19 protein-coding genes and 1 tRNA gene are annotated in these 20,210 nt (G+C 72.3%); 13 read left to right on the forward strand and 7 right to left on the reverse strand.

Going from position 1 to position 20,210, the window contains the following annotated elements; genetic code table 11:
- The first annotated feature begins 17 nt into the window (after nucleotides 1-17).
- Together WMF29_RS09340 and WMF29_RS09345 are read left to right on the forward strand one after the other, a co-directional pair.
- Nucleotides 18-1,115 (forward strand): bifunctional chorismate mutase/prephenate dehydratase, encoded by a 1,098-nt coding sequence (locus tag WMF29_RS09340; RefSeq protein WP_437328505.1) that lies wholly within the window; start codon nucleotides 18-20, stop codon nucleotides 1,113-1,115.
- A complete protein-coding gene (locus WMF29_RS09345) occupies nucleotides 1,115-2,152 on the forward strand; it encodes a hypothetical protein (protein ID WP_437328506.1) in 1,038 nt (345 codons plus the stop codon). Before WMF29_RS09340 ends, WMF29_RS09345 begins: the two co-directional genes overlap by 1 nt.
- Nucleotide 2,153: 1 nt before the next feature.
- Here the strand turns inward: WMF29_RS09345 and WMF29_RS09350 are convergent, their stop codons facing one another.
- Nucleotides 2,154-4,877 carry an ATP-dependent RNA helicase gene (locus WMF29_RS09350; RefSeq protein WP_437328507.1) on the reverse strand — a complete coding sequence of 908 codons (2,724 nt, stop codon included), beginning with the start codon at nucleotides 4,875-4,877 and terminating at the stop codon, nucleotides 2,154-2,156.
- An 89-nt stretch (nucleotides 4,878-4,966) separates the two neighbouring features.
- Between WMF29_RS09350 and WMF29_RS09355 the strand changes: the two genes are divergently transcribed.
- Nucleotides 4,967-6,571, forward strand: coding sequence for an amidase family protein (locus WMF29_RS09355; RefSeq protein WP_437328508.1), 1,605 nt, complete (start codon nucleotides 4,967-4,969; stop codon nucleotides 6,569-6,571).
- Between the two features lie 148 nt (nucleotides 6,572-6,719).
- Here the strand turns inward: WMF29_RS09355 and WMF29_RS09360 are convergent.
- The 3 genes from WMF29_RS09360 to rpsU all read right to left on the reverse strand — a co-directional run bounded on the left by WMF29_RS09360 (nucleotide 6,720) and on the right by rpsU (nucleotide 8,541).
- Nucleotides 6,720-6,794 (reverse strand) — tRNA-Pro (locus WMF29_RS09360).
- A 208-nt stretch (nucleotides 6,795-7,002) separates the two neighbouring features.
- Complete coding sequence (locus WMF29_RS09365; protein WP_437328509.1) at nucleotides 7,003-8,106, reverse strand: glycosyltransferase; 1,104 nt, start codon at nucleotides 8,104-8,106, stop codon at nucleotides 7,003-7,005.
- 210 nt (nucleotides 8,107-8,316) lie between these two features.
- A complete protein-coding gene (gene rpsU / locus WMF29_RS09370) occupies nucleotides 8,317-8,541 on the reverse strand; it encodes a 30S ribosomal protein S21 (RefSeq protein ID WP_012234386.1) in 225 nt (74 codons plus the stop codon).
- Nucleotides 8,542-8,886: 345 nt separating this feature from the next.
- On the opposite strand from rpsU, the gene WMF29_RS09375 reads away from it, so the two are divergent.
- The 7 genes from WMF29_RS09375 to rpiA all read left to right on the forward strand — a co-directional run bounded on the left by WMF29_RS09375 (nucleotide 8,887) and on the right by rpiA (nucleotide 14,005).
- Nucleotides 8,887-9,537: a Fur family transcriptional regulator gene (locus WMF29_RS09375; RefSeq protein ID WP_437328510.1), complete on the forward strand. Its 651-nt coding sequence runs from the start codon at nucleotides 8,887-8,889 to the stop codon at nucleotides 9,535-9,537.
- Between the two features lie 83 nt (nucleotides 9,538-9,620).
- Entirely contained in the window at nucleotides 9,621-10,049 is a 429-nt protein-coding gene (locus WMF29_RS09380; protein ID WP_272101433.1) for a rubrerythrin family protein, read from the forward strand.
- A 169-nt stretch (nucleotides 10,050-10,218) separates the two neighbouring features.
- Nucleotides 10,219-11,577, forward strand: coding sequence for a hypothetical protein (locus WMF29_RS09385; RefSeq protein ID WP_437328511.1), 1,359 nt, complete (start codon nucleotides 10,219-10,221; stop codon nucleotides 11,575-11,577).
- A gap of 34 nt (nucleotides 11,578-11,611) precedes the next feature.
- Nucleotides 11,612-12,187 carry a DUF3501 family protein gene (locus tag WMF29_RS09390; protein WP_437328512.1) on the forward strand — a complete coding sequence of 192 codons (576 nt, stop codon included), beginning with the start codon at nucleotides 11,612-11,614 and terminating at the stop codon, nucleotides 12,185-12,187.
- Nucleotides 12,188-12,192: 5 nt separating this feature from the next.
- Nucleotides 12,193-12,636, forward strand: a complete 444-nt coding sequence (locus WMF29_RS09395; protein ID WP_437328513.1) for an acyl-CoA thioesterase — start codon at nucleotides 12,193-12,195, stop codon at nucleotides 12,634-12,636.
- A complete protein-coding gene (locus tag WMF29_RS09400; RefSeq protein WP_437328514.1) occupies nucleotides 12,633-13,280 on the forward strand; it encodes a phospholipase D family protein in 648 nt (215 codons plus the stop codon). The genes WMF29_RS09395 and WMF29_RS09400 overlap by 4 nt, the downstream gene beginning before the upstream one ends.
- Before the next feature lie 26 nt (nucleotides 13,281-13,306).
- The gene (gene rpiA, locus WMF29_RS09405) at nucleotides 13,307-14,005 is read left to right on the forward strand and encodes a ribose-5-phosphate isomerase RpiA (protein WP_437328515.1); all 699 of its coding nucleotides are present in this window, start codon (nucleotides 13,307-13,309) and stop codon (nucleotides 14,003-14,005) included.
- A gap of 117 nt (nucleotides 14,006-14,122) precedes the next feature.
- Here rpiA and argH read toward each other — a convergent pair whose 3' ends face one another.
- Nucleotides 14,123-15,415, reverse strand: a complete 1,293-nt coding sequence (gene argH, locus WMF29_RS09410) for an argininosuccinate lyase (protein ID WP_437328516.1) — start codon at nucleotides 15,413-15,415, stop codon at nucleotides 14,123-14,125.
- The gene (locus tag WMF29_RS09415) at nucleotides 15,416-16,381 is read right to left on the reverse strand and encodes a hypothetical protein (RefSeq protein ID WP_437328517.1); all 966 of its coding nucleotides are present in this window, start codon (nucleotides 16,379-16,381) and stop codon (nucleotides 15,416-15,418) included.
- 172 nt (nucleotides 16,382-16,553) lie between these two features.
- Between WMF29_RS09415 and fni the strand changes: the two genes are divergently transcribed.
- The 3 genes from fni (at nucleotide 16,554) to WMF29_RS09430 (ending at nucleotide 19,093) form a co-directional block, all read left to right on the forward strand.
- Nucleotides 16,554-17,642, forward strand: a complete 1,089-nt coding sequence (fni, locus tag WMF29_RS09420; protein WP_437328518.1) for a type 2 isopentenyl-diphosphate Delta-isomerase — start codon at nucleotides 16,554-16,556, stop codon at nucleotides 17,640-17,642.
- Between the two features lie 225 nt (nucleotides 17,643-17,867).
- A complete protein-coding gene (locus WMF29_RS09425; RefSeq protein WP_272101442.1) occupies nucleotides 17,868-18,713 on the forward strand; it encodes a GAF domain-containing protein in 846 nt (281 codons plus the stop codon).
- A 2-nt stretch (nucleotides 18,714-18,715) separates the two neighbouring features.
- Nucleotides 18,716-19,093, forward strand: a complete 378-nt coding sequence (locus WMF29_RS09430; RefSeq protein ID WP_012234398.1) for a response regulator — start codon at nucleotides 18,716-18,718, stop codon at nucleotides 19,091-19,093.
- A gap of 151 nt (nucleotides 19,094-19,244) precedes the next feature.
- Here WMF29_RS09430 and WMF29_RS09435 read toward each other — a convergent pair whose 3' ends face one another.
- Entirely contained in the window at nucleotides 19,245-20,177 is a 933-nt protein-coding gene (locus WMF29_RS09435; protein ID WP_437328519.1) for a diguanylate cyclase, read from the reverse strand.
- Nucleotides 20,178-20,210: the final 33 nt, after the last annotated feature.

The following is a 20,210-nucleotide window of genomic DNA, read 5'->3' on the forward strand; positions in this document are numbered from 1 at the left end:
GTGCTAGGGTGCCCTGGATGGATGAGAGAAAGCGACTTGAGGAGCTCCGCCGGCAGCTCACGGAGCTGGATCAAGAAATCCTTCGCAGCATCGAGCGGCGGGCTCGCATCGCGCACGAGCTCGCCAAGCTGAGGACGGGCACAGCCCGGTTCGCCCCCACGGCCGACGCCGCCCACGTGCAGGCGCTCGAGCGCGCCGTGACGCCGCCGTTCCCGCAGCGCGCGGTGCGGCCGATCTTCGTCGCCATCGACGCGGCCTCGCGCGCGTTCGAGGTCGCGCCCCGGGTGGCGTACCTGGGGGCCGAGGGCGACTACGGCTGGACCGCGGCGCACGATCACTTCGGGATCGGCGGCGAGTTCGTCCGCGCCGACAGCCCCCTCGCCGCCATCGAGGAGGTCGCGCGCTCGCGCGCAGACTTCGCGGTGGTCCCGTACGAATCGCTCAAGGAAGGGCCGATCTTCCCGACGATCCAGGCGATCGGCGGCGCCGACCTCAAGGTGGTCGGCGAGCGCCAGCTGGTGCAGGCGCTCGACCTCGTGAACCGGACGGGCAACCTCGCCGACGTCGAGCGGGTGTACGCCTCGCCCCAGGACCACGTGGCCTGCGTGAACTACCTCGAGCTCCAGCACCCGCGCGCGCTGGTGCTCGACGTGCGGGGCCCGCAGGCCGCCTGGGATCTCGCGGCGGAGAACGAGGGCAGCGCCGCCATCGTCCCCCGCGGCTTCGCGGGCGGCGGGCAGGAGCTCAGGGTCGCGCGCGAGAACGTCGGCGACGAGGGGGAGCTCCGGATCCGCTACGCGGTGCTGTCCCGGCTCCCCTCGCCGCGCTCGGGCCACGACGCCACGGCGGTCCTCTTCAGCGTCCACGATCGGCCCGGCGCGCTCCACGACATCCTCCAGCACTTCAAGGAGCGCAGCTGCAACCTCCGGCGGGTCCACTCCCGCCCCGTCCCCGGCGAGGGCTGGGACTACGTGTTCTACGTAGAGGTCAGCGGACACACGACCGATCGGGCGCTCGTCGCGGCGCTCGAGGGCGTGAAGCGCGAGACGAAGATGCTGAAGATCATCGGCTCCTTCCCGCTGGAGCGCCCCGACCCGCCGCACGAGCGAGCTTGATGGCGAGCGCGATGGTGCGGACGCTGTTCCATTCCCGAGGCGCTGCCGCCCTGCGCCGCGCGGCGGGCGCGATCGCGATCGCGGCGCTCGCCCTCCCGGCGCTCGGCGGCTGCGGTGGCGCCGACGACAGCCTCGCGCTGGTCGGCGGAGAGAAGATCGACGCGACGGCGATCGATCGCGACCCGCTGGCCGTCCTTCCGAGCGGCGCGGTGATGCTCGGTTACCTCGACGCGGCGGCCATGTTCACCTCCGGCCTGGGAGGCGAGGTCAACCAGATCGTCACGAGCCTGCTCCCGCTGGGCCCCGAGTCGAACTTCGTCCCGTCGCGCGACATCGTGAAGGTCTACGGCGGTCTCTACGCCATGCAGGGCGCGGACTTCTGCGCCGTGATGCAGGGCAACTTCGACGTCGACGCGATCCGCCGCTCCGCCGACGCCAGGTCGGTCACCGTCATCGGCGCGCCGCTCGTGAAGACGCGCTACGCGGACAACGATCTCTTCACGGCCGGCAACGTCGGCTTCGTCGTGCTCACGCCGCACACGATCCTCACCGGCAACGAGACCGGGATGCGGCGGGCCCTCGATCGGCTCCGCTCCGGCAAGCTGAAGCGCTCCGTGCCTTCGTGGATGGTCGAGCTGCTCGGGACGAAGGGCGCGTCGTTCGCCGTGGCCGGCGACCTCTCGAGCCAGGCGGCGGTCTCGTCTGCGGCGGGGCAGCTCCCCTTCCTCGCGGGGCTCCAGTACGTGCGCGTCATCGGCAACTTCCAGCCGCCCGGGGTCAACTTCGCCGGCGCCCTCACGTACACGGACCCGCAGAGCGCGGCGAACGGCGCCGTCGCGCTCCGCAACCTCGAGCAGATCGCCAGGATCGCGAGCGTGCTCTCCTCGTGGGGCTTCGGCTACGGCTCCGTCCCTCCGATGCAGGTCGCGCAGCGCGAGAGCGACGTCGCGTTCACGTTGCCCCTCGGCGAGGGGATCGTGCGCATGCTCCTCCGCACGGTCGCCGACACGGCGCGGAGCGTGGCGGTCGTGCGCTGACTCAAGCCTTGCGGAGCGGCGCGCGCGAAGGCGGCGCGGCGTGGGCGGGGTCGTCCGGCCACGCGTGCTTCGGGTAGCGGCGGCGGAGCTCCTTCGCGATGGCGGGATAGTGGCGCGCCCAGAACCCCGACAGATCGGTCGTGACCTGCACGGGGCGCTGGTTCGGCGCGCACAGGTGCAGCACCACGGGCACCCGGCCACCGGCGACGCGCGGGCCCTCCGCCATGCCGAAGAAGTCCTGCAGGCGGGACGCGAGCGACGGCGGCGCGCCCGCCGCGTACTCGAGGCGCGCCCGTCGGCCGCCGGGCAGGACGATCGACTCGGGGGCGAGCTCGGCGAGCGCTCGCGCCTTCGCGGGGCTCAGCGAGGCCTGCACGGCGCTCGAGAGATCGGCGTCGCGGAGCTCGGCGAAGCTCCTGCGCCCGTCGCAGAGCGCCTCGAGCGTTGCGAGCACCGCGTCCTCGTCCACGTCGGGTAACGCGGCGTCGGGGCAGTGCGCGCGCACGAACGCGACCCGCAAGAGCCAGCCCTCGAGGGCGTCGCCCTTCACGAACGCCCGCCACCCCTTCGCCCTCGCCTGCGCCGCGAGCTCCCGCGCCGCCGCTTCCGCCAGCGGACCGCCCGCGCCCGCGGCCGGCCGCGCCTCCTCGAGCACGAGGGCGTCGTACGACAGCCGGCGCACGACCTCGGCGCGCTCCGCGGCGGCGTTCCACGTCGCCTCCGTCGTGTCCCGGATCGCGTCCGTGAAGAGGTCGAGCAGCCAGTCGGCCTCGATCGCGCTCGCCGCCCGGACGACCGTGCGCGCCGAGCGCCCCTCGCTCCGCTCCTCGATGTCGACCGCGACCACGAGATCGACCTCGTCGATGACGCTCGCCTCGGAGAGCGCGGCCGTCCCGCCGGCGGCGAGCACGACCTCCCGTCCGGTCCGCCCCGTCGCGCTGGTCGGCCGGCGGAGGCGCCCGACACGGTCGGGGTATCCGGAGAGGATCGCGATGCGCTGGGCGATCTCGCGGGCCTCGACGGTCTCCGGCGGCGCGGCGCTGCGGTGATCGGCGAGCCGCGAGAGCTGCTTGCGCGTCCGCTCCACGGTGAGCGCGCGCGCCGCGTCCACGCCCAGCCACCGCAGGCGGTCCACCGCGAAGCGCGCGCGATCCGCCTCCTCGAAGGCCTGGAGCGCGGCGAGCAGGTCGGAGCTGTGCCGCGCGTCGCTCCTCCGACCGTGGGGCTCCCGCGCGCCCGACGGCGCGCCGAGGTCGCGCTCCGCGACGAGCGCCGCGAGCGTGCAGCCGTCGTCGGCGACGCCGCGCCGCTCGGCCTCGACGATCATCCGCGCCTGGCGCGGGTGCGCCGGGAAGCGAAGCATCCGCCGTCCGGTCGGCGTCACGCGCCGCCCCGCGTCGAGCGCGCCGAGCCGCACGAGCAGCGCCTCGGCCGCGGCGAGCCCGGCGGCGGGCGGCGCCTCCAGCCACCCGAACCCCTCGAGATCCGTGACCCCCGCGGCGCAGAGCTCGAGCACCGTCTCCGCGAGGTCGAGCCGGCGGATCTCGGGCGCCTCGTGCTCCGGCCGCGAGGCGAGATCCCCGCGCGTGTAGAGCCGGAGGCAGCGGCCGGGCCGCGTCCGTCCGGCGCGCCCCGCGCGCTGCGCCGCGGAGGCGCGGGCGATGGGCGCGACGCGGAGCGTCGGCAACCCAGACCACGGCGCGTGCGCGGCCACGCGCGCGAGGCCGCTGTCGACGACCGCGACGACGCCGTCGATGGTCACGGAGGTCTCGGCCACGTTGGTCGAGAGGATGATCTTGCGCCGATCCGCGGGGCGCACCGCGCGGTCCTGCTCCGCCGCGGACAGCGAGCCGTGGAGCGGCAGGAGCAGCAGGTCCTCGCTCTTCGCGATGGCTGCGCACGCGTCCATCGCCCGCCTGATCTCCGCGGAGCCTGGCAGGAATACCAGCACGTCGCCGTCGAGCCCCTCCTCGACGAGCTGCCGCACCGACGACGCGACCAGGCTCTCGAGCGTCCTGTCGCCCCAGTGCGCCCGGGCGCGGCGGTCGCCCGCGGCGTGGGTCGACGCGCTCACCCCGGCGCTCGGCAGGTACTCGATCGCGACGTCGAACATCCGCCCCTCGGCGCGCAGGGTCGGGGCCATCGAGGCTCCGGCCGCCGTCGCGTCGTGGCCGCGTCCAGCCTCGGCCGCCGGGGCGGGCTGCGCCTCCGGCCCGCCGAGGAACGCCGCGATCGGCCCGGCGTCGAGCGTCGCGGACATCACCACGAGGCGGAGATCGGGCCGCGCGCCGCGCTGCAGGCGCCGGAGCAGCGCGAGCGCGACGTCGCCGGCGAGGTGCCGCTCGTGGAACTCGTCGAGCACGACGGCGCTCACGCCCCGGAGCTCGCGGTCGACGAGGAGCCGCCGCGTCAGCACGCCCTCGGTCACGAAGCGGACGCGCGTGGCCGGGCTGGACGCCTCTTCGAAGCGCATCGTGTAGCCCACGGTCTCGCCCACGCGCTCGCCGAGCTCTTCGGCCACGCGCCGCGCGGACAGGCGCGCCGCGAGCCGCCTCGGCTCGAGCACCAGGATCTCGCCGCGCTCCGCGAAGCCCGCGTCGAGCAGCGCGCGCGGTACGCGCGTCGTCTTGCCCGCCCCGGGCGGGGCCTCGAGCACCACGCTCGGGCGCGCGCGCAGGGCGGCGCAGAGATCGGGGAGGATCGGATCGATCGGCAGCGGCTGCATGGCTTCGGCGCTCTCCGCGCGATGGGCGCGCGGCAGCGGAGCCTAGCAATCCTTGGCGCGCGCGGACCTGTGATACTCGTCGAATCGCCGTGAGCGCATCGACCGATCCGACCCATCTTTCAGCGACCGTGCTCGCCGCGCTCCTGGCGGCGCGCGAGATCAGCTCCGAGGAGCTCACGCGGGCGCACCTGGCGCGCATCGACGCGCTCGAACCGCGGCTCCACGCGTTCACCCAGGTGCTCCACGACGAGGCGCTCGCGGCCGCCCGCGGCCTCGACGAGGAGCGCCGTCGCGGGGACATCCGCGGCCCGCTCCACGGGCTCCCGATCACCGTGAAGGAGTCGCTCGACATGGCCGGCATGGCCTCCACGCTCGGCGTCGCTTCCCGCAGGGGGCACCGGGCGACCAGCGACGCGACGGTGACGGCGCTGCTCCGCCGCGCCGGGGCCGTGATCCTGGGGCGCACGAACGTCTCGCAGCTGCTCCTGTACAACGAGGCGCGCAACCCGCTCTTCGGGCAGACGGCGAACCCGTGGAGCCTCGATCACAGCCCGGGCGGCTCGTCCGGCGGCGAGGCGGCCGCCATCGCGGCGGGGATGTCGCCGCTCGGCATCGGAACGGACATCGGCGGCAGCATCCGCGTCCCCGCGCACTGCTGCGGCATCGTCGGCCTCAAGCCCACGCTCGATCGCTGGACCAACAAGGGGAGCAACACGGCGCTCCTCGGGCAGGAGGCGATCCGCGCGCAGATCGGACCGATGGCCAGGAGCGCCCGCGACGTCGCGCTCGTCATGTCCGAGCTCGATCCCGCGTCGATGGCGGAGCTCGACGTGCGCGTGCCGCCGCTCCCGATGGTCGAGCCGGCGAGCGTCGAGGTGGCGCGCCTGCGCGTCGGGTTCTACTGCGACGATGGGCTGGTCCCGCCCTCGACCGCCGTCGCCCGCGCCGTCGCGAAGGCGGCGTCGGCCCTGCGCGCGCGGGGCGCGACGGTCGTGCCGTTCACGCCGCCCGGGATCCCCGACGCGGTCTACGCGTATTTTGCAGCGCTCTCGGCGGACGGCGGCGCGACGGCGCTGTCGCTCCTCGACGCCGGCGAGGACGGCAGCGAGCGGACGGACATCGACGTCTCGCTCCGCTCGCTCCGCACGATGGCCTCGCTCCCGCCGTTCGCGCGCCGCGCCGCCGCGCGCGTCGCTGGCCTCGCGGGCGAGCGGCGGCTCCAGCGCCTCCTCGAGGTCACCGGGCCGAAGTCGGTCTCGGAGTTCTGGCGCACCACGCACGCCCTGCGCGAGGCGCGCGCCGCGATCGCGTCGGCGATGCGCGCCGAAGCGCTCGACCTGCTGCTCTGCCCGCCGTACGCCACGCCGGCCTTGCCGCACACCGCGTCGCGCGACTTCGTCCTCGCGGGCAGCGCCGCGATGCTCTGGAACCTCACGCAGTTCCCGGCCGGCGTCGTCCCCGTGACCCGCGTGCGGCCCGAGGAGGCGCGCCGCGAGCGGCCGCGCGACCGGCTGGAGAAGCGGGCCGCCGAGATCGATGCGAAGAGCGTCGGGCTGCCCGTCGGGGTGCAGGTGGTCGGCTTCCCGTTCAGCGAACACCTGGTGATGGCCGCCATGATCGCCATCGAGGACGAGCTCGCCGGCGAGAGCGATCGGCCCGTCACGCCTGTCTCACCGCCCTCGCTCACCGGATGACGCGGCGAACGCCGGGAGCCGGCTGACCAAGACGACACCGGAACTCGATGATGCCGCCGCGCGGCCGCTGTCCGGCGCGTTCACAGTCGACAAAAGCTGAAGCCCTACAAAGCCGAAAGGTCCGCCGGAGAACTCTCCGCCGGACCAGTCGGGGCGAGTGGATTCGAACCACCGACCCCTTGACCCCCAGTCAAGTGCGCTAACCAGGCTGCGCTACGCCCCGAGCCACTCCGCCGCCTCGTTTCGCTGCGGAGCGAGGGCGCACCGTAGTCGAAGCCTTGGGAATTGCAAGGGGATCGCATCGAGGATCGTGGACTCGCTCCAGACGGGGCGTTTGGCGCTGGTGCAGCGGGGCGCGTGGCGCGGATCGGCCGGCGAGAACGCCGGGGCTCTCCGCGCGACGCCGCGGGCGCGCGATCCGAGCGGCGCGGTCAGATGCCGCGGAGCGCGGCCGCGAGGCTCTGCGCGGTGCCGTCAGCGACGAGGATCCCGTCGTCGCTCCTCGACCATGCGACCACGTCGCCCGCGTCGCAGGCGATGACGGGCACGCCGAGCGCGCGCGCCTCGCGGATCACCGTGGGGGCGGCCTCGTGCGATGAAGGGTGCAGCAGCACGTCTGCTGCGCCGATCCATGCGAGCGCTTCCCTGCGCGGGAGCGTGCCCGTGAAGCGCACCTCCGCGCTGCCCTCGCTCGTCGCCGTGACGCCCGCGCCGCGTGAGCTCCCTGCGTCGAGGTCGCCGCCGCTCGCGAGGCGCTCGAGCGCGCCGCGCTCTGGACCGTCTCCGACGACGACGAGGCGCAACCCGGGTCCCGCAGCGCGCACCGCCTCGATCGCGAGCTCGACCCGCTTCGTCGGGATCAGCCGGCACGCGACGACGGCGAGGCGCTCGCCGGGGCCCTTCACGATCTCGCGACGGAGCGCGGCAGCGCGCCCGGCCACTGGCGGCAGATCGAACACGGGGGGCTCGACGCGCGAGGCGAGGTCCAGCGCGCGAGCCTGCTCCGGGGCGAGCGAGCCTGCGAGCGCATCGCGCAGCGCGCGCGCCGCGAAGACGAAGCGCGCGTCGCGCCGGAGGAGCGCGCTCACCACCGCGGCGCGCGCCGCGCGCGGCGCGCGGAGCAGGAGCCGGACGTCGGCGCCGTGCGCGTGCACCTCGAGCGGCGTGCGCGGCAGGGCGAGCAGGAGCGGCCACGCGCACGGGATGATCCAGTGCGCCACCGCGCGGTCGACCGGCCCGATCTCACGGAGCCGATCGAGCACGCCGGCCGCGAACGGCGCCGCGGAGAGCAGCCGGAGCGGCGACTCGCGCGCGCGGGCCACGGCGCCGGGCCACGAGAACAGCGCGCCCCCGCCTGCACGATGGACGACGAGCCGGCCGTCTCGATGAGGCGGATCGAGCACCGAGCCCCCGGCGGCGATCACGTGGACCTCGGCGCAGCTGCGCGTGAGCGCCTCCGCCGACGACCGCACGAAGTGGCCGGAAGGATCCTCGTCGCTGACCGGATAGGACGTCGTGAGCACCACGGCGCGCATCGGGACCTCGCCAGGCTGGACGCGGCGCGGGCACCGCCGCCGCGTCGCTCAGGCGCGGTTGCACCACGCCGCCGGGGCGACCGCTGGACGAACAAAATGACAAGACGCAGAGCACGCCGCGGACGCTCGAATCAAGCGTCCGTGTGCGTCTTCTGCGTCTTGGCCGGCTGCTCTCGCGCGGGGGCGGTCGCTCCAGTCGCTCCAGTCGCGCTAGGCGACCATGTCCATCTTGGACCGCTTCCGGCGGCGACGAGCGGCCTCCGAGGCCTTCTTCCGTCGCTTCACGGACGGCTTCATGTAGTGCCGACGCCGCTTCAGCTCGCGGAGGATCCCCTCGGCAGCCATCTTCCTCTTGAGATGTTTGATGGCGCGCTCGATGCCCTTGTCGCCCACGGCGACCTCGAGCGGTTTGCACTGAATGGCGTCGGTCGGCATGTCTAGAAGCGTCCTCTGCTGGGAAAAAAACTGGCCCAGTTGGCGGGCAGAATGCAAGCCGGCGGGGGCCGGCAGCGCGGGGCGCGCACTATGGCAGAGGCCCTCTAGCCTCGCAAGACCTCCCGGCGGCCGCAGAGCATGGCGTCGCGGCGCGACGTCCGGGTTGTTTCGTCAGCTTCGTCAGCTTCGTCAGTTTCGTCGGTTTCGTCAGCCCCGACAGTTTCGCCAAGCTCATCCAGCTCGCCAGGCTTCGCCCAAATCCGCGTCAGCCCCGGATTTTTCTGGCGGTCCGTCGGCAATTATTAGGACTTGCAGCTGAGAAACCTTCTAAGTACACATCTCGCTGTGGCTACCTCGCGGATAGCTGCTGCAAAGGGGGCCGCGCCCCGCGATGCCCGGGGGCGCGCGGTCGGCTTCGAGCGCAGGGCGGTCGAGGAGGATACCCGGATCGCTTCCATGCTGGCGTGCGTGCGAGCGTCGGGGCTCAAGCTGACGCCGCAGCGCCTGGCGATCGTGCGCGAGCTCGCGGCCGATCCGACGCATCCGACGGCGCAGGAGCTGTTCGAGCGGCTCCGGCCGGCGCTGCCGACCATGAGCTTCGCCACCGTCTACAACACGCTCGACGCGCTGGCGTCCGCGGGGCTGTGCGTCGCGCTGTCGCTGTCGCCGGGCGCCTCGCGCTTCGACCCGAACATGGCGGCGCATCATCACGCGGTCTGCGATCGCTGCGGGCTCGTCCGCGATGTGCCGTGCCAGCCGGGCGACCCGTCCGCCGAGCGCTCGGACGAGATCGTCCCCGCGCCCCTCGCGGCCGCGCCGGGCTTCGAGGTCCGCGCCGTCGAGCGGATCTACCGGGGGCTCTGCGCTGCCTGCGCGAAGGGCACCCGGGGTGGCGAAAATGCGCGGGGCAAGGCGCAGGACGCCGGGCGAAGCGCGGCGAGCAGTCGAGTTCGCCCCGCAGGGGTTCGAGGAGCGCGGCGCCCTGGACGTGTCTAGCGGATCCACCGCGCCGCCGAGCTGACCTGCGCGGGCATCAGGGACCTATCATCGCAGCCGTTCAACCGAAGGAGAGCGAACCCATGACAACCAAGCAGCTTACGGGCACGAAGACGCACCAGAACCTGAAGGACGCGTTCGCCGGGGAGTCGCAGGCGAACCGCCGCTACCTGTACTTCGCAAAGGTCGCGGACGTCGAAGGTCGCCCCGAGGTCGCCGGTCTCTTCAAGGACACGGCGGACGGCGAGACCGGCCACGCGCACGGCCACCTCGACTACCTCAAGCAGGCGGGCGACCCGGCGACCGGCCTGCCGATCGGCAGCACGGAGAAGAACCTGAAGGCCGCCGTCGCCGGCGAGACCCACGAGTACGAGACGATGTACCCGGGCTTCGCGAAGGAGGCCCGCGACGAGGGCTTCGAGGACATCGCAGAGTGGTTCGAGACGCTCGCGAAGGCCGAGAAGTCGCACGCCGGGCGCTTCACGAAGGCGCTGCAGTCGCTCGACTTCTGAGGGCGACCGACGCGAGAGCGCGAGCGCTCCGGGGCGCGCCGAACCGACGGCGACTCGACCCGGGGCGCACGCGCCATCGCGACCTCGACGGCCGTCCGGCGCCGGGCCGCGCGGCGAGCCGTCCCTCCGCGCCGTACCCCAAGTTGAAGCTTTTGAGAGGAGCCGACCAGTGAGCGTCATCCGGCGTGCACCAGACCGTCCACCGGCGACATCGCCGAACGACGAGCGATATCTCGAGCCCCGCGATCTCGAGGCAGAGCTGCGGCGGACGTTCCAGATCTGCCACGAATGCCGCATGTGCGTCGGATACTGCGGCTCGTTCCCCGCGCTCTTCGCCCGCGTCGACAGGGACATCGAGGCCGGCGTCGCCGAAGGCGCCGAGGCCCTCACCTACGATGACTTCAAGGCCGTCGGCGACGAGTGCTGGCAGTGCAAGCTCTGCTACATCAAGTGCCCGTACACGGCCGACGAGCACGCCTACGAGCTCCTCGATTTCCCGCGCGTGCTCGCGCGAGAGCGCGCGGTGCGCGCCCAGCGGGACGGCATCCCGCTGGTGGACAGGATCCTCGGCGAGCCGCAGCTGATCGGCGAGCTGGGCTCCGGCGCCGTCGCGCCGCTCGCGAACCTCGTGCAGGCGAGCCGCCTGCTGCGCAAGGTGCAGGAGAAGGTGACCGGGATCTCGTCGGAGTTCCCGCTCCCGGAGATGGCGCGCAAGCCGTTCTCGTCCTGGTTCGCGGAGCACGGCGCCGCGGCCGACGCCGGCAAGCAAGGCGACGTGGTGCTCTTCGCGACCTGCTACGGCGAGTACAACACGCCCGCGGTCCCCGAGGCGGCGGTCCGCGTCCTCGAGCACAACGGCTACGCGGTGCACGTACCGGGCTGCTCCTCGGCGGACGAGCCGCGAGGCACGCCGGCGGGGGCGCTGACGTGCTGCGGGATGCCGAACCTCGACGGCGGCGATCTCGCGGCCTTCACCGCGAAGGTGAAGCACAACGTCGCGCTCCTGCTCCCGCACGTGCGCAGGGGGAGGAAGATCGTCGTGATCGGCCCGACGTGCGGCTACACGATGAAGAAGGAGTGGCCGGAGTACCTGCAGACGGCAGAGGCGCGCGAGGTCGCGGCCGCGACGGTCGACATGATGGAGTTCCTCGTCCAGCTCGGCCGCGAGAAGAAGCTCAACCGCGAGTTCAAGAAGGGGCTCGGCACGATCGCGTACCACGCCGCGTGCCACCTGCGCGCGCAGAAGATCGGCTTCCCCGGCGCCAGGGTGCTCGGCGTCGTCCCCGACACCGACGTGCGCGTCATCGAGCAGTGCTCGGCGGTCGACGGCACATGGGGGATGAAGGCGGCCCACTACGAGACCGGGCGCAAGTACGCGTCGAAGCTCGTGCGCGGCGTCGGCGGCGCGGACGTCATCGTCAGCGACTGCACCCTCGCGGGTCTCAGGATGGTCAAGGAGAACGGCGCGAAGGTGCTGCACCCGGTCGAGGCGCTCGCCCACGCGTACGGGCTCGGTCCGACGCCGTGAATCTCGGTCCGAAGTCGTCAAGGAGAGGAGCGTCATGCGTCCCATCGATCGCAACGAGGTGCTCGGGATCGGCGAATACGAGGCGATCCGCGAGCGGTTCCGGAGCCGCATCATCCAGGAGAAGCGGCCCCGCCGCGTGCCGATCGGAGACCACCTGACCGCGGTGTTCGAGAACCGCGACTCGGTGCTCTTCCAGATCCAGGAGATGCTCCGCACCGAGCGCATCACGAGCGAGAGCGGCATCCTCCACGAGATCGAGACGTACAACGATCTCATCCCGGGCGCAGGGCAGCTCAGCATGACGCTCTTCGTCGAGATCCCCGATCGAGCGCTGCGCGACCGGATGCTCGTCGATCTGGTGGGCCTCGAGGACACGGTGTCGATCGAGGTCGACGGCGTCGCCGCGCGGGCGCTCGGCAAGCGCGACGGATCGATGGAGGATCGCACGACGGCCGTGCACTACCTCAAGGTGGATCTCCCGGCCGAGGCGCAGGCCGCGATCAAGGCGAAGAAGGCGACGGTGTCGATCGTCGTCGGGCACCCGCGCTACGCGGTGAAGGCGCCGCTCGGGAGGGCGACCCTGGACAAGCTCGCCGAGGACCTGTCCTAGCCGCGATGGTCTCCCTCGAGCGCCCGATCAAGTTCGAAGACGTGGACGCCGCGAACATCGTCTTCTTCGCGCGCTTCCTCAACTACGCGCACGAGGCGATGGAGCGGTTCTTCGCGCCGCTCGAGGGAGGCTACGCCGGGCTCATCCTCGAGCGGCGGATCGGGCTGCCGGCGGTGCGGGTCGAGGCCGACTACGCGGCGCCGGTGCGTTACGGCCAGGCGCTCCGGATCGAGACGTCGGTCGTCCATATCGGCCGGCGGAGCGCCACGCTCCGGTACCGCATGCACCGCGCCCACGACGGCGTGCTGTCGGCGGAGCTGCGGCACACGGTGGTGACCACCGACCTCGTGCAGCTGGTGTCGGTCCCGATGCCGGAGGACGTCCGGGCCCTGCTCAGCGCCCATCTCGAGCTCGATCAGGCGCCTTCCAGCGCCGGTCGACGGGCGTGAGCGCTCGGCCGGCGCGCCCGCGGGCGCGGGCACGCGCGGGGACCGAACCCGAGGCGAAGGCGCGATCGCCGCTGAAGCGGCGCGTCGAGCTGACGCTCCTCCGCGACAGGGCGCACTACGACGCGCTCGTGATGGGCGCCGTCGCGAACGCGCGCGTCTCCGTGTGGATCGCGACGGCCAACGTGAAGGAGCTGCGCGTGGAGGCGCCCATCGGATCGAGGGCGCGGGCGCGCGGCCGGTACATGTCGTTCCTCGACCTGCTCGACGCGCTCGCCGCGAGGGGGGTCGAGCTGCGCCTGTTGCACGCCGGCGTCCCGTCGCGCGCCTTCCGCGCCGAGCTCCGCCGGCGGCCCCGGCCGCCGATCGAGATGCGCCGCTGCCCGCGGGTCCACCTGAAGATGATCGCCGTCGACGGCGCGCTCCTGTACCTCGGCTCCGCGAACCTCACCGGCGCCGGGCTCGGGGCGAAGGGCGAGGGGCGGCGGAACTTCGAGGCGGGCGTGCTCACGGACGACGACCTCCTGCTCGACGAGATGCAGGGGACGTTCGAGGCGATCTGGACCGGCGCCGAGTGCAAGGGCTGCAGGCTCCGGCCGCTCTGCCCGGGGCCGCTCGACGAGCTCGACAAAATCCCGTTGCGCTGACGGTCCCGATGGCCGATGAGCAGCGCATGAGCACCGCGGGACCGGACCCCTCCGACCTCGATCGAATCGCCAACGCCGCGCTCGCGCGCGTGGACAGCGGGATGCTGCTCGGGCTCGGCACCGGGCGCGCGTCCGAGGCCTTCATCCGCCGCCTCGGGGAGCGCGTCCGCCGTGGGCTCCAGATCAAGGGCGTCGCCACGTCGGAGCGCTCGGCGGAGCTCGCCCGCCGCGAGAACATCCCGATGGTGTCGCTCGAGGAAGTCGAGCGCTTCCACGTCGCCGTCGACGGCGCCGACGAGGTGGCGCCCGACCTCGGCCTCATCAAGGGCCTCGGCGGCGCGCTCCTCCGCGAGCGCGTGGTCGCCTACGAGGCCGCGGAGTTCATCATCCTCGTCACGCCCGAGAAGCTCGTCGAGAAGCTCGGCTCGCGCGTGCCCATCCCCGTCGAGGTGGTGCCCTTCGCGAGCACGACGGCCGCGCGGCACCTGACCGCGCTCGGGGGCAAGCCGGCGATCCGCAAGAACGCGGACGGGTACCCCTTCCAGACCGACAACCACAACTGGATCCTCGACACCGCGTTCGGCCCGATGGACGCGCCCGCAGCGGTCGACGCGCGCATCCGCAAGATCCCCGGCGTCGTCGACACGGGGCTGTTCCTCGACATGGCGACCCTCGTGCTGGTCGCGGACCCAGGCGCCGTCCGCGAGCTGACGCGGAAGCGCTAGCTCCGCGCGTCAGGAATTCCATCAGGGATCGCTGACACGCGGAGCCGGGCCCCTGACCTCGGGCGGGCGGCGACGGCGCGGCGCGCGCGCCCACCGCGGGAGCTCTGACGGGCGGAGCTAGCGGGCGTGGCGATCGAGCCTGCGGGCCAGATCGTCCAGCGCGAGGTTGCCCGGAGCTCCGAGCGACACGCGCGCGCGGAGGCTCGCCGCGGCGTCGCCGGCCGGCAGCGCCGCGATCTCGGCCGCGACCTTGCGGTACGCCTCGCGGAAGGGGACGCCCTCCACGGCGAGCTCGACGGCGCGATCCGTGGCGAAGCACTCCGGCGTGATCGCGCGGGCCATGCGCTCCCGGTCGAACGCGAGCCCCTCGACGAGCCGCGGCAAGAGGCGCGACGTCGCGAGCGCCTCGTCGAGCCCGCGCATCGTGGGGCCCTTCGTGAGCTGGAGGTCGCGGTGGTAGCCCGACGGGAGCGCCACGATCGACTGCACCTCGGCGAGCGCCCCCTGGACGACGGAGCACGCGGCGCGCATGAGCTCGACGACGTCGGGGTTGCGCTTCTGCGGCATGATCGACGAGCCGGTCGTGAACGCCTCCGGGAGGCGGATGAACGCGAGCTCGCTCATCGCGAACAGGCTGAGATCCCACGCGAGCCGGCGGCTCACGGCCATCACCTGCCACGCGGCGGCGAGGATCTGCGCCTCGATGATGCCGCGCGACGTCTGGGACGCGAGCGGGTTCAGCGCCACGCCGGCGAACCCGAGCTCGCGCGCGACGCCGACGCGATCGAGCGGGAGGTTCACGCCGAAGCCCGCGGCGCCCCCGAGCGGGCAGCGATCGACGAGCGCCCGCGTCGCGCGCACCACGTCGATCGCGTCGGTGAGCCCCTCGACGAACGAGGCGGCCCAGTAGCCGACGGACGACGGTACCGCCCGCTGCAGGTGCGTGTAGCCGGGCATCGGCGTCTCCGCCTCGCGCCTGGCGAGATCGAGCAGCGCGCGGGCGCCGGCCGTCGCGTTCTCGGCGAGCTCGTCGAGCGCGTCGCGCTCGTACAGGCGCGTGGCGACGAGCACCTGATCGTTGCGGCTCCGGCCGGTGTGCACCTTCTTGCCCGCGTCGCCGATGCGGGCGACCAGCGCGGCCTCGATCGCGCTGTGGCCGTCCTCGTCGTCCTCGGTGAGCCGCAGCTCGCCGGCCTCGTTCTGCGCCGCGAGCACCTCGAGCTCGCGGACGAGCGCGTCCCGCTCCGCCTCGCTGAGCACGCCGATCCGCGCGAGCCCGCGGACGTGCGCGACGGTGGCCCGCAGGTCGTACGCGAGCAGGCGCTGATCGAGCTGCCAGTCGTCGCGCGAGGTGTAACGCAGCATTTGGGCGTCGGTCGCGCCCCCTTTGTCCCAGAGTCGTACGCTCATTCAGCTCCCCAGGCTCTCGTCCACGAGAGCACGGATCTCGGCAAGCTTCTTGGCCTTGCCCTCGTCCAGCGGTCGCGGCTTCGCCGCGCCGGCCGCGGGCGCGAGCTCTCGCTCGAGCTCGCGCAGCTCGTCGTCCGCCGTCCGCGCCGGCCGGCGCTTGCCGAGGCCGAGCGCGCGGGCCAGCCAGCTCCTCGACTCGCCGATCGCGTAGTCGTCCGCGGCGATCCGGTCCGGCGCGGCGCGCAGCATGCGGACGAGCGCGGCGTTGGAGCTGGCCCAGACGGCGGACTCGTCGAAGTGGGCGCGCGGCGTCACGTCGAGGTGCCGCGCGGCGGTCCGATCGGGCACGTCGTGCAGCCGGCAGTAGATGGCGAGCGCGAGCGCGAGCTCGTCGACCGGCATCTTGGTCGCCGAGTGCACCTGCACGCCGCCGCAGCCCTTCGCGTACAGGTAAGAGCCGTTCGTCGCGAGGACGCCGAAGCCGAGCAGCACGGCGGCGAGATCCACGGCGGGCTCGCGGTCCGACGGCGCGAGCGCGTCGAAGGCGCCGGCCTCGCTCAGGAACATGTACGCCACGGCGCGCACGAACGCCGTCGTGAGCACCGTGGGGTTGCGGAGCTCGCCCGCGGAGAGCGCGACCCGGTACCCGCCGTCGCCGCGCGGGGCGACGCGCTCCAGCTTCGACTCCAGCGCCATCCCGCCGCACGCGCCGCTCGAGCAGCTCACGGTGCTGGCCTGCCCCTCCGGGGTGACCACCGCGAGCTCCACCGGGAGATCCTGGAGCCCGGCGTGCTCCTGGACCCGCAGCATCAGGGCGGCCACCGTCTTCGGCGAGCCGTCGAACGCGTCCGGGAAGAACTCGGCCGTCGGCTGCACCAGCCCGCGCACCGGCTCCGCGCCGTGCTGGAGGAGCGCTGCGGTCGTGCGAAGGATCCAGCGGATCTGCGGTTCGTCCGGGAGGTCCATACAGCTACTGTATGCCACCGCCGCGCGGCGGTCGCGCGGTAGTTCCCCCGTAGCTACAGCAGAAGGCGGACCGGGCGGCAACGCCTGGCCCGGGGGGGCGAATTTTGGCGTTTCTTTGTCCATGCCACTTCCTTTTCGACGGCGGTCGGCGACCGCGTAAAGTTGTGCCCCCATGACGGAAGAGGCGAAGGACATCTCCGAGAGGAAAGCGGACCACATCGAGCTCTGCGCGACCGGTGATGTCGGGTTTCGAGCCAAGACCACGCTGCTGGAGCAGGTCGAGCTGATCCACGACGCGTTGCCGGAGCTCTCCCTCGACGCGATCGACACCTCGGTGCTGCTGCTCGGGAAGCGGCTCCGCGCTCCGCTCCTGATCGCGGCCATGACCGGCGGGACGGCGCGCGCGCACGCGATCAACCGGGAGCTCTCGCAGATCGCCGAGGAGCGCGGGTACGGCTTCGGGCTCGGGAGCCAGCGGGCGATGCTGAACGGCGACGCCTCCGCGACGTACGAGGTCCGCGCGCACGCTCCGACCACCCTCCTCCTCGGGAACATCGGCGCCGTGCAGGCGCGATCGCTGTCGACGGAGGCGGTCGCCGAGCTCGTGGCCCAGGTCGGCGCCGACGCGCTCTGCGTCCACATGAACCCCGCGATGGAGCTGGTCCAGCCGGGCGGCGACCGGGACTTCGCCGGCGCGCTGGACGCGATGGCCCGGCTCGCGAGCGGCCTCAGCGTGCCGGTCATCGCGAAGGAGACCGGCTGCGGGATCGGCCCGGGGACGGCGTACCGCCTGGTCCGGGCAGGCGTCCGCGATCTGGACGTCTCCGGGTCCGGAGGCACCTCCTGGGTCGCCGTCGAGACGGCGCGCGCCGAGGGAGCAGCCCGCTCCCTCGGTGAGGCGCTGCGCGAATGGGGTGTGCCCACGGCCGCCTCGGTGCTCATCGCCCGCGCTATCCGTCCTCGTTTCAAGACCATCATCGCGACCGGGGGCGTCACGAGCGGCCTTGACATCGCTCGAGCGATTGCCCTCGGCGCGCATGCTGCCGGGATCGCGCGTCCGGTCCTCCAGGCGTTCGTCTCGGGGGGACGGGACGGAGCGGTGCGGTACCTCGAGACCGTCGAGGCCGAGCTCCGGGCGGTCATGCTGCTCGTCGGGGCGCGCGACATCGCGTCGCTCCAGAAGTCACCCGTGCTGCTCGGACGGGAGCTGCGCAGGTGGACCAGGTTGCTGAAGCAGATGAAGCAGCTGGAGAGGGCGTAGTCGTGGCGGTGGGGGCAACGGGGGCAGGGGGGCCGAGACGGCGGGGTCCGGTCCCCGGGGTAGGGCCGGCGGGGCCGAACCGACGTTGTCCGCGGGGACGGCGACGCGGCTGCCGGTCGCTGCCCTCGGCGGGGGCGCCGGGCACCCCTCTGGCCCGCGCTCGACGCTTCCGTCCGGTCAGCCCCGCATGATACGGTCCGAAGCTCTGGAGAACCCCGGGATAAAATGACGGAGAAAAAAGGGCGTCCGAGCGATCGTCCCCCCGAGGACCTGAAGAAGGAGCGCGATGCCTTCATTCAGCAGTTCTTCCGCAAGGGGGCGCAGCTGACCGAGGAGCTCCTCCGCGAGAACGAGCGCCTTCGCGACAAGATCTCCGAGCTCGAGTCGGAGAACGGCAAGCTCCGCGCGCACCTCGCGAGCGACTCGGCCATCCGTGATCTGCTCCGCAAGATCGAGGAGCTCGAGCAGGAGAAGCGCGACCTCGTCACGCAGTCGGTGCGGATGGTGGCGGCCTCGGACCGCTTCAACAGCCGCTACTCGGAGGCGGAGGGAGAGCTAGCGAACCTCGCGAACCTGTACGTCGCGCTGTCGCAGCTGCACGCGGCGCGCAACGTGCGCCATGTCCTCCGCAACCTGAAGGAGCTCCTGGCGCAGTTCCTCGGGGCGGGCGCCTTCTCCGTGTACCTGGCGTCTCCCGATGGTAAAGAGCTCGTCTCGATCGCGAGCGAAGGCGTCGCGGTGGAGGAGATCGTGCGCATGCCGGTGACCGAAGGCGTCGTCGGCCAGGCATTCTCGAAGGGGGAAATCTTCTTCGACGAGACCAAGGACGTCTCCAAGGGGAGCATCGAGGATCCCGCTGCAGTGATCCCGCTCGACTTCAACGGGCGCACCGTGGGTGTCATCGCGATCTTCAGCACGCTCCCGCAAAAGACGGAGTTCGTGAACGTGGACACCGAGCTCTTCAAGCTCCTCGGGGCCCAGGCCGCCCCCGCCCTCATCAACGCGCGGCTCTTCACCGACGCCGGCCGGAAGGTGCCTGGCGTCCAGGCATTCCTGGACCTGGAGGACTGATCATGGCCGAGTACTCGTGTCTGATCGTTGAAGACTCGCCCATGATGCGGCAGCTCTTGGTCTTCGCGCTGGCGCGCGTGAAGAACCTCCGCGTCACCGAGGCGGACGATGGCGTCGACGGTCTCCGCAAGCTCGCCTCGACCAAGTACGACGTGATCATCACCGACATCAACATGCCGATCATGGACGGGCTCAAGCTCGTCAAGCGCGTGCGCACGGATCCGGTCCACAAGGACACCCCGATCATCATCATCACCACCGAGGGGTCTCAGGAGGATCGTCAGCGCGCGCTGCAGCTCGGCGCGAACGCGTACATCACGAAGCCCATCCAGGCCCCGCAAGTCATCGCCAAGGTCAAGGAACTCCTCAAGATCGACTGAGGCGCGCGCCAGCGGCCGCGCGCTGTCGCCCGGTCGCCCCGCGTTCTGCGGGCGCATCGTCCGAGATGCCCCGGTGGCGCGGCGGCGTGGCGCGGAGCCTTACCGCGGCCGCGGCCGCGCGGGTCGGCGCTGCGATGATCCGGGCCCCGCTCTACGGCTTCGCGCCGAACTTCAGGAGCACGCGGTTGCGGCCGGTGCGCTTCGCCTCGTAGAGCGCCTCATCGGCCGCCGCGATGAGCTCCATGCCGGTCTGCACCGAGAGCTCGGGGTGCGCCGCGACGCCGACGCTGATCGTCGTCGGCATGCGAACGCCCTCGTGCTCGAAGACCGACCCCTCGATGAGGAGGCGCAGCCGCTCGCCGAGGATGCCCGCGTTCTCGAGCCCCACGCCGCGGCACAGGATGCCGAACTCTTCACCGCCGTAGCGCGCGAACACGTCCTCGGTCCGCACCGTGTGGCTCGCGATCTTGGCGATCCTCGCAAGCACGTAGTCGCCGGCGAGGTGCCCGAAGGTGTCGTTGATCCTCTTGAAATGATCGACGTCGAACATGAGCAGCGACAGGTGCGCGCCGTGCCGCCGGGCATAGGAGACCTCGGTCTCGAGCCGATCCAGGAAATACTTCTTGTTGAAGGCCTTGGTGAGGGCGTCGCGCAGCGCGGCGTCGTACATCTGCTGCTGAAACGACTCATCCAGGTGGTCGTGGTAGGTGAACTTGAGGATGGTCGTCGAGCCCAGGCGGATCTTGTCGCCGTCGTGCAGGGCGACGCGCGTGACGTGCTCGCCGTTCACCATCGTCCCGTTCGAGCTGTTGAGATCCTCGATCAGCACCTGGCTGTCCATCTGGAGGAGGCGCGCGTGGCGCCGCGAGATGCCGTCATCGTTCAGCCGGATGGTCGCCCCGGATGCCCGGCCGATCACGATCTCGGCGCCCTCGACCCGGTACATCTCGCCGACGTTCGAGCCAGCGAGCACGATGAGGTAGGCGCGGTCCTTCGGCGAGCGCGCCGGGATCTCCTTGTGGAGCTCCCCAACGTTGGCCACCCGCGTGGCCTCGAAGTCATCGTCGGGGAGGTAGCTGCCCATGCTCCCTGAGGATGATCCTAAATCCTTGAAATA

The organism is Sorangium sp. So ce381, from assembly GCF_051473845.1.
Taxonomy (GTDB): Bacteria; Myxococcota_A; Polyangia; order Polyangiales; family Polyangiaceae; genus Sorangium; species Sorangium atrum.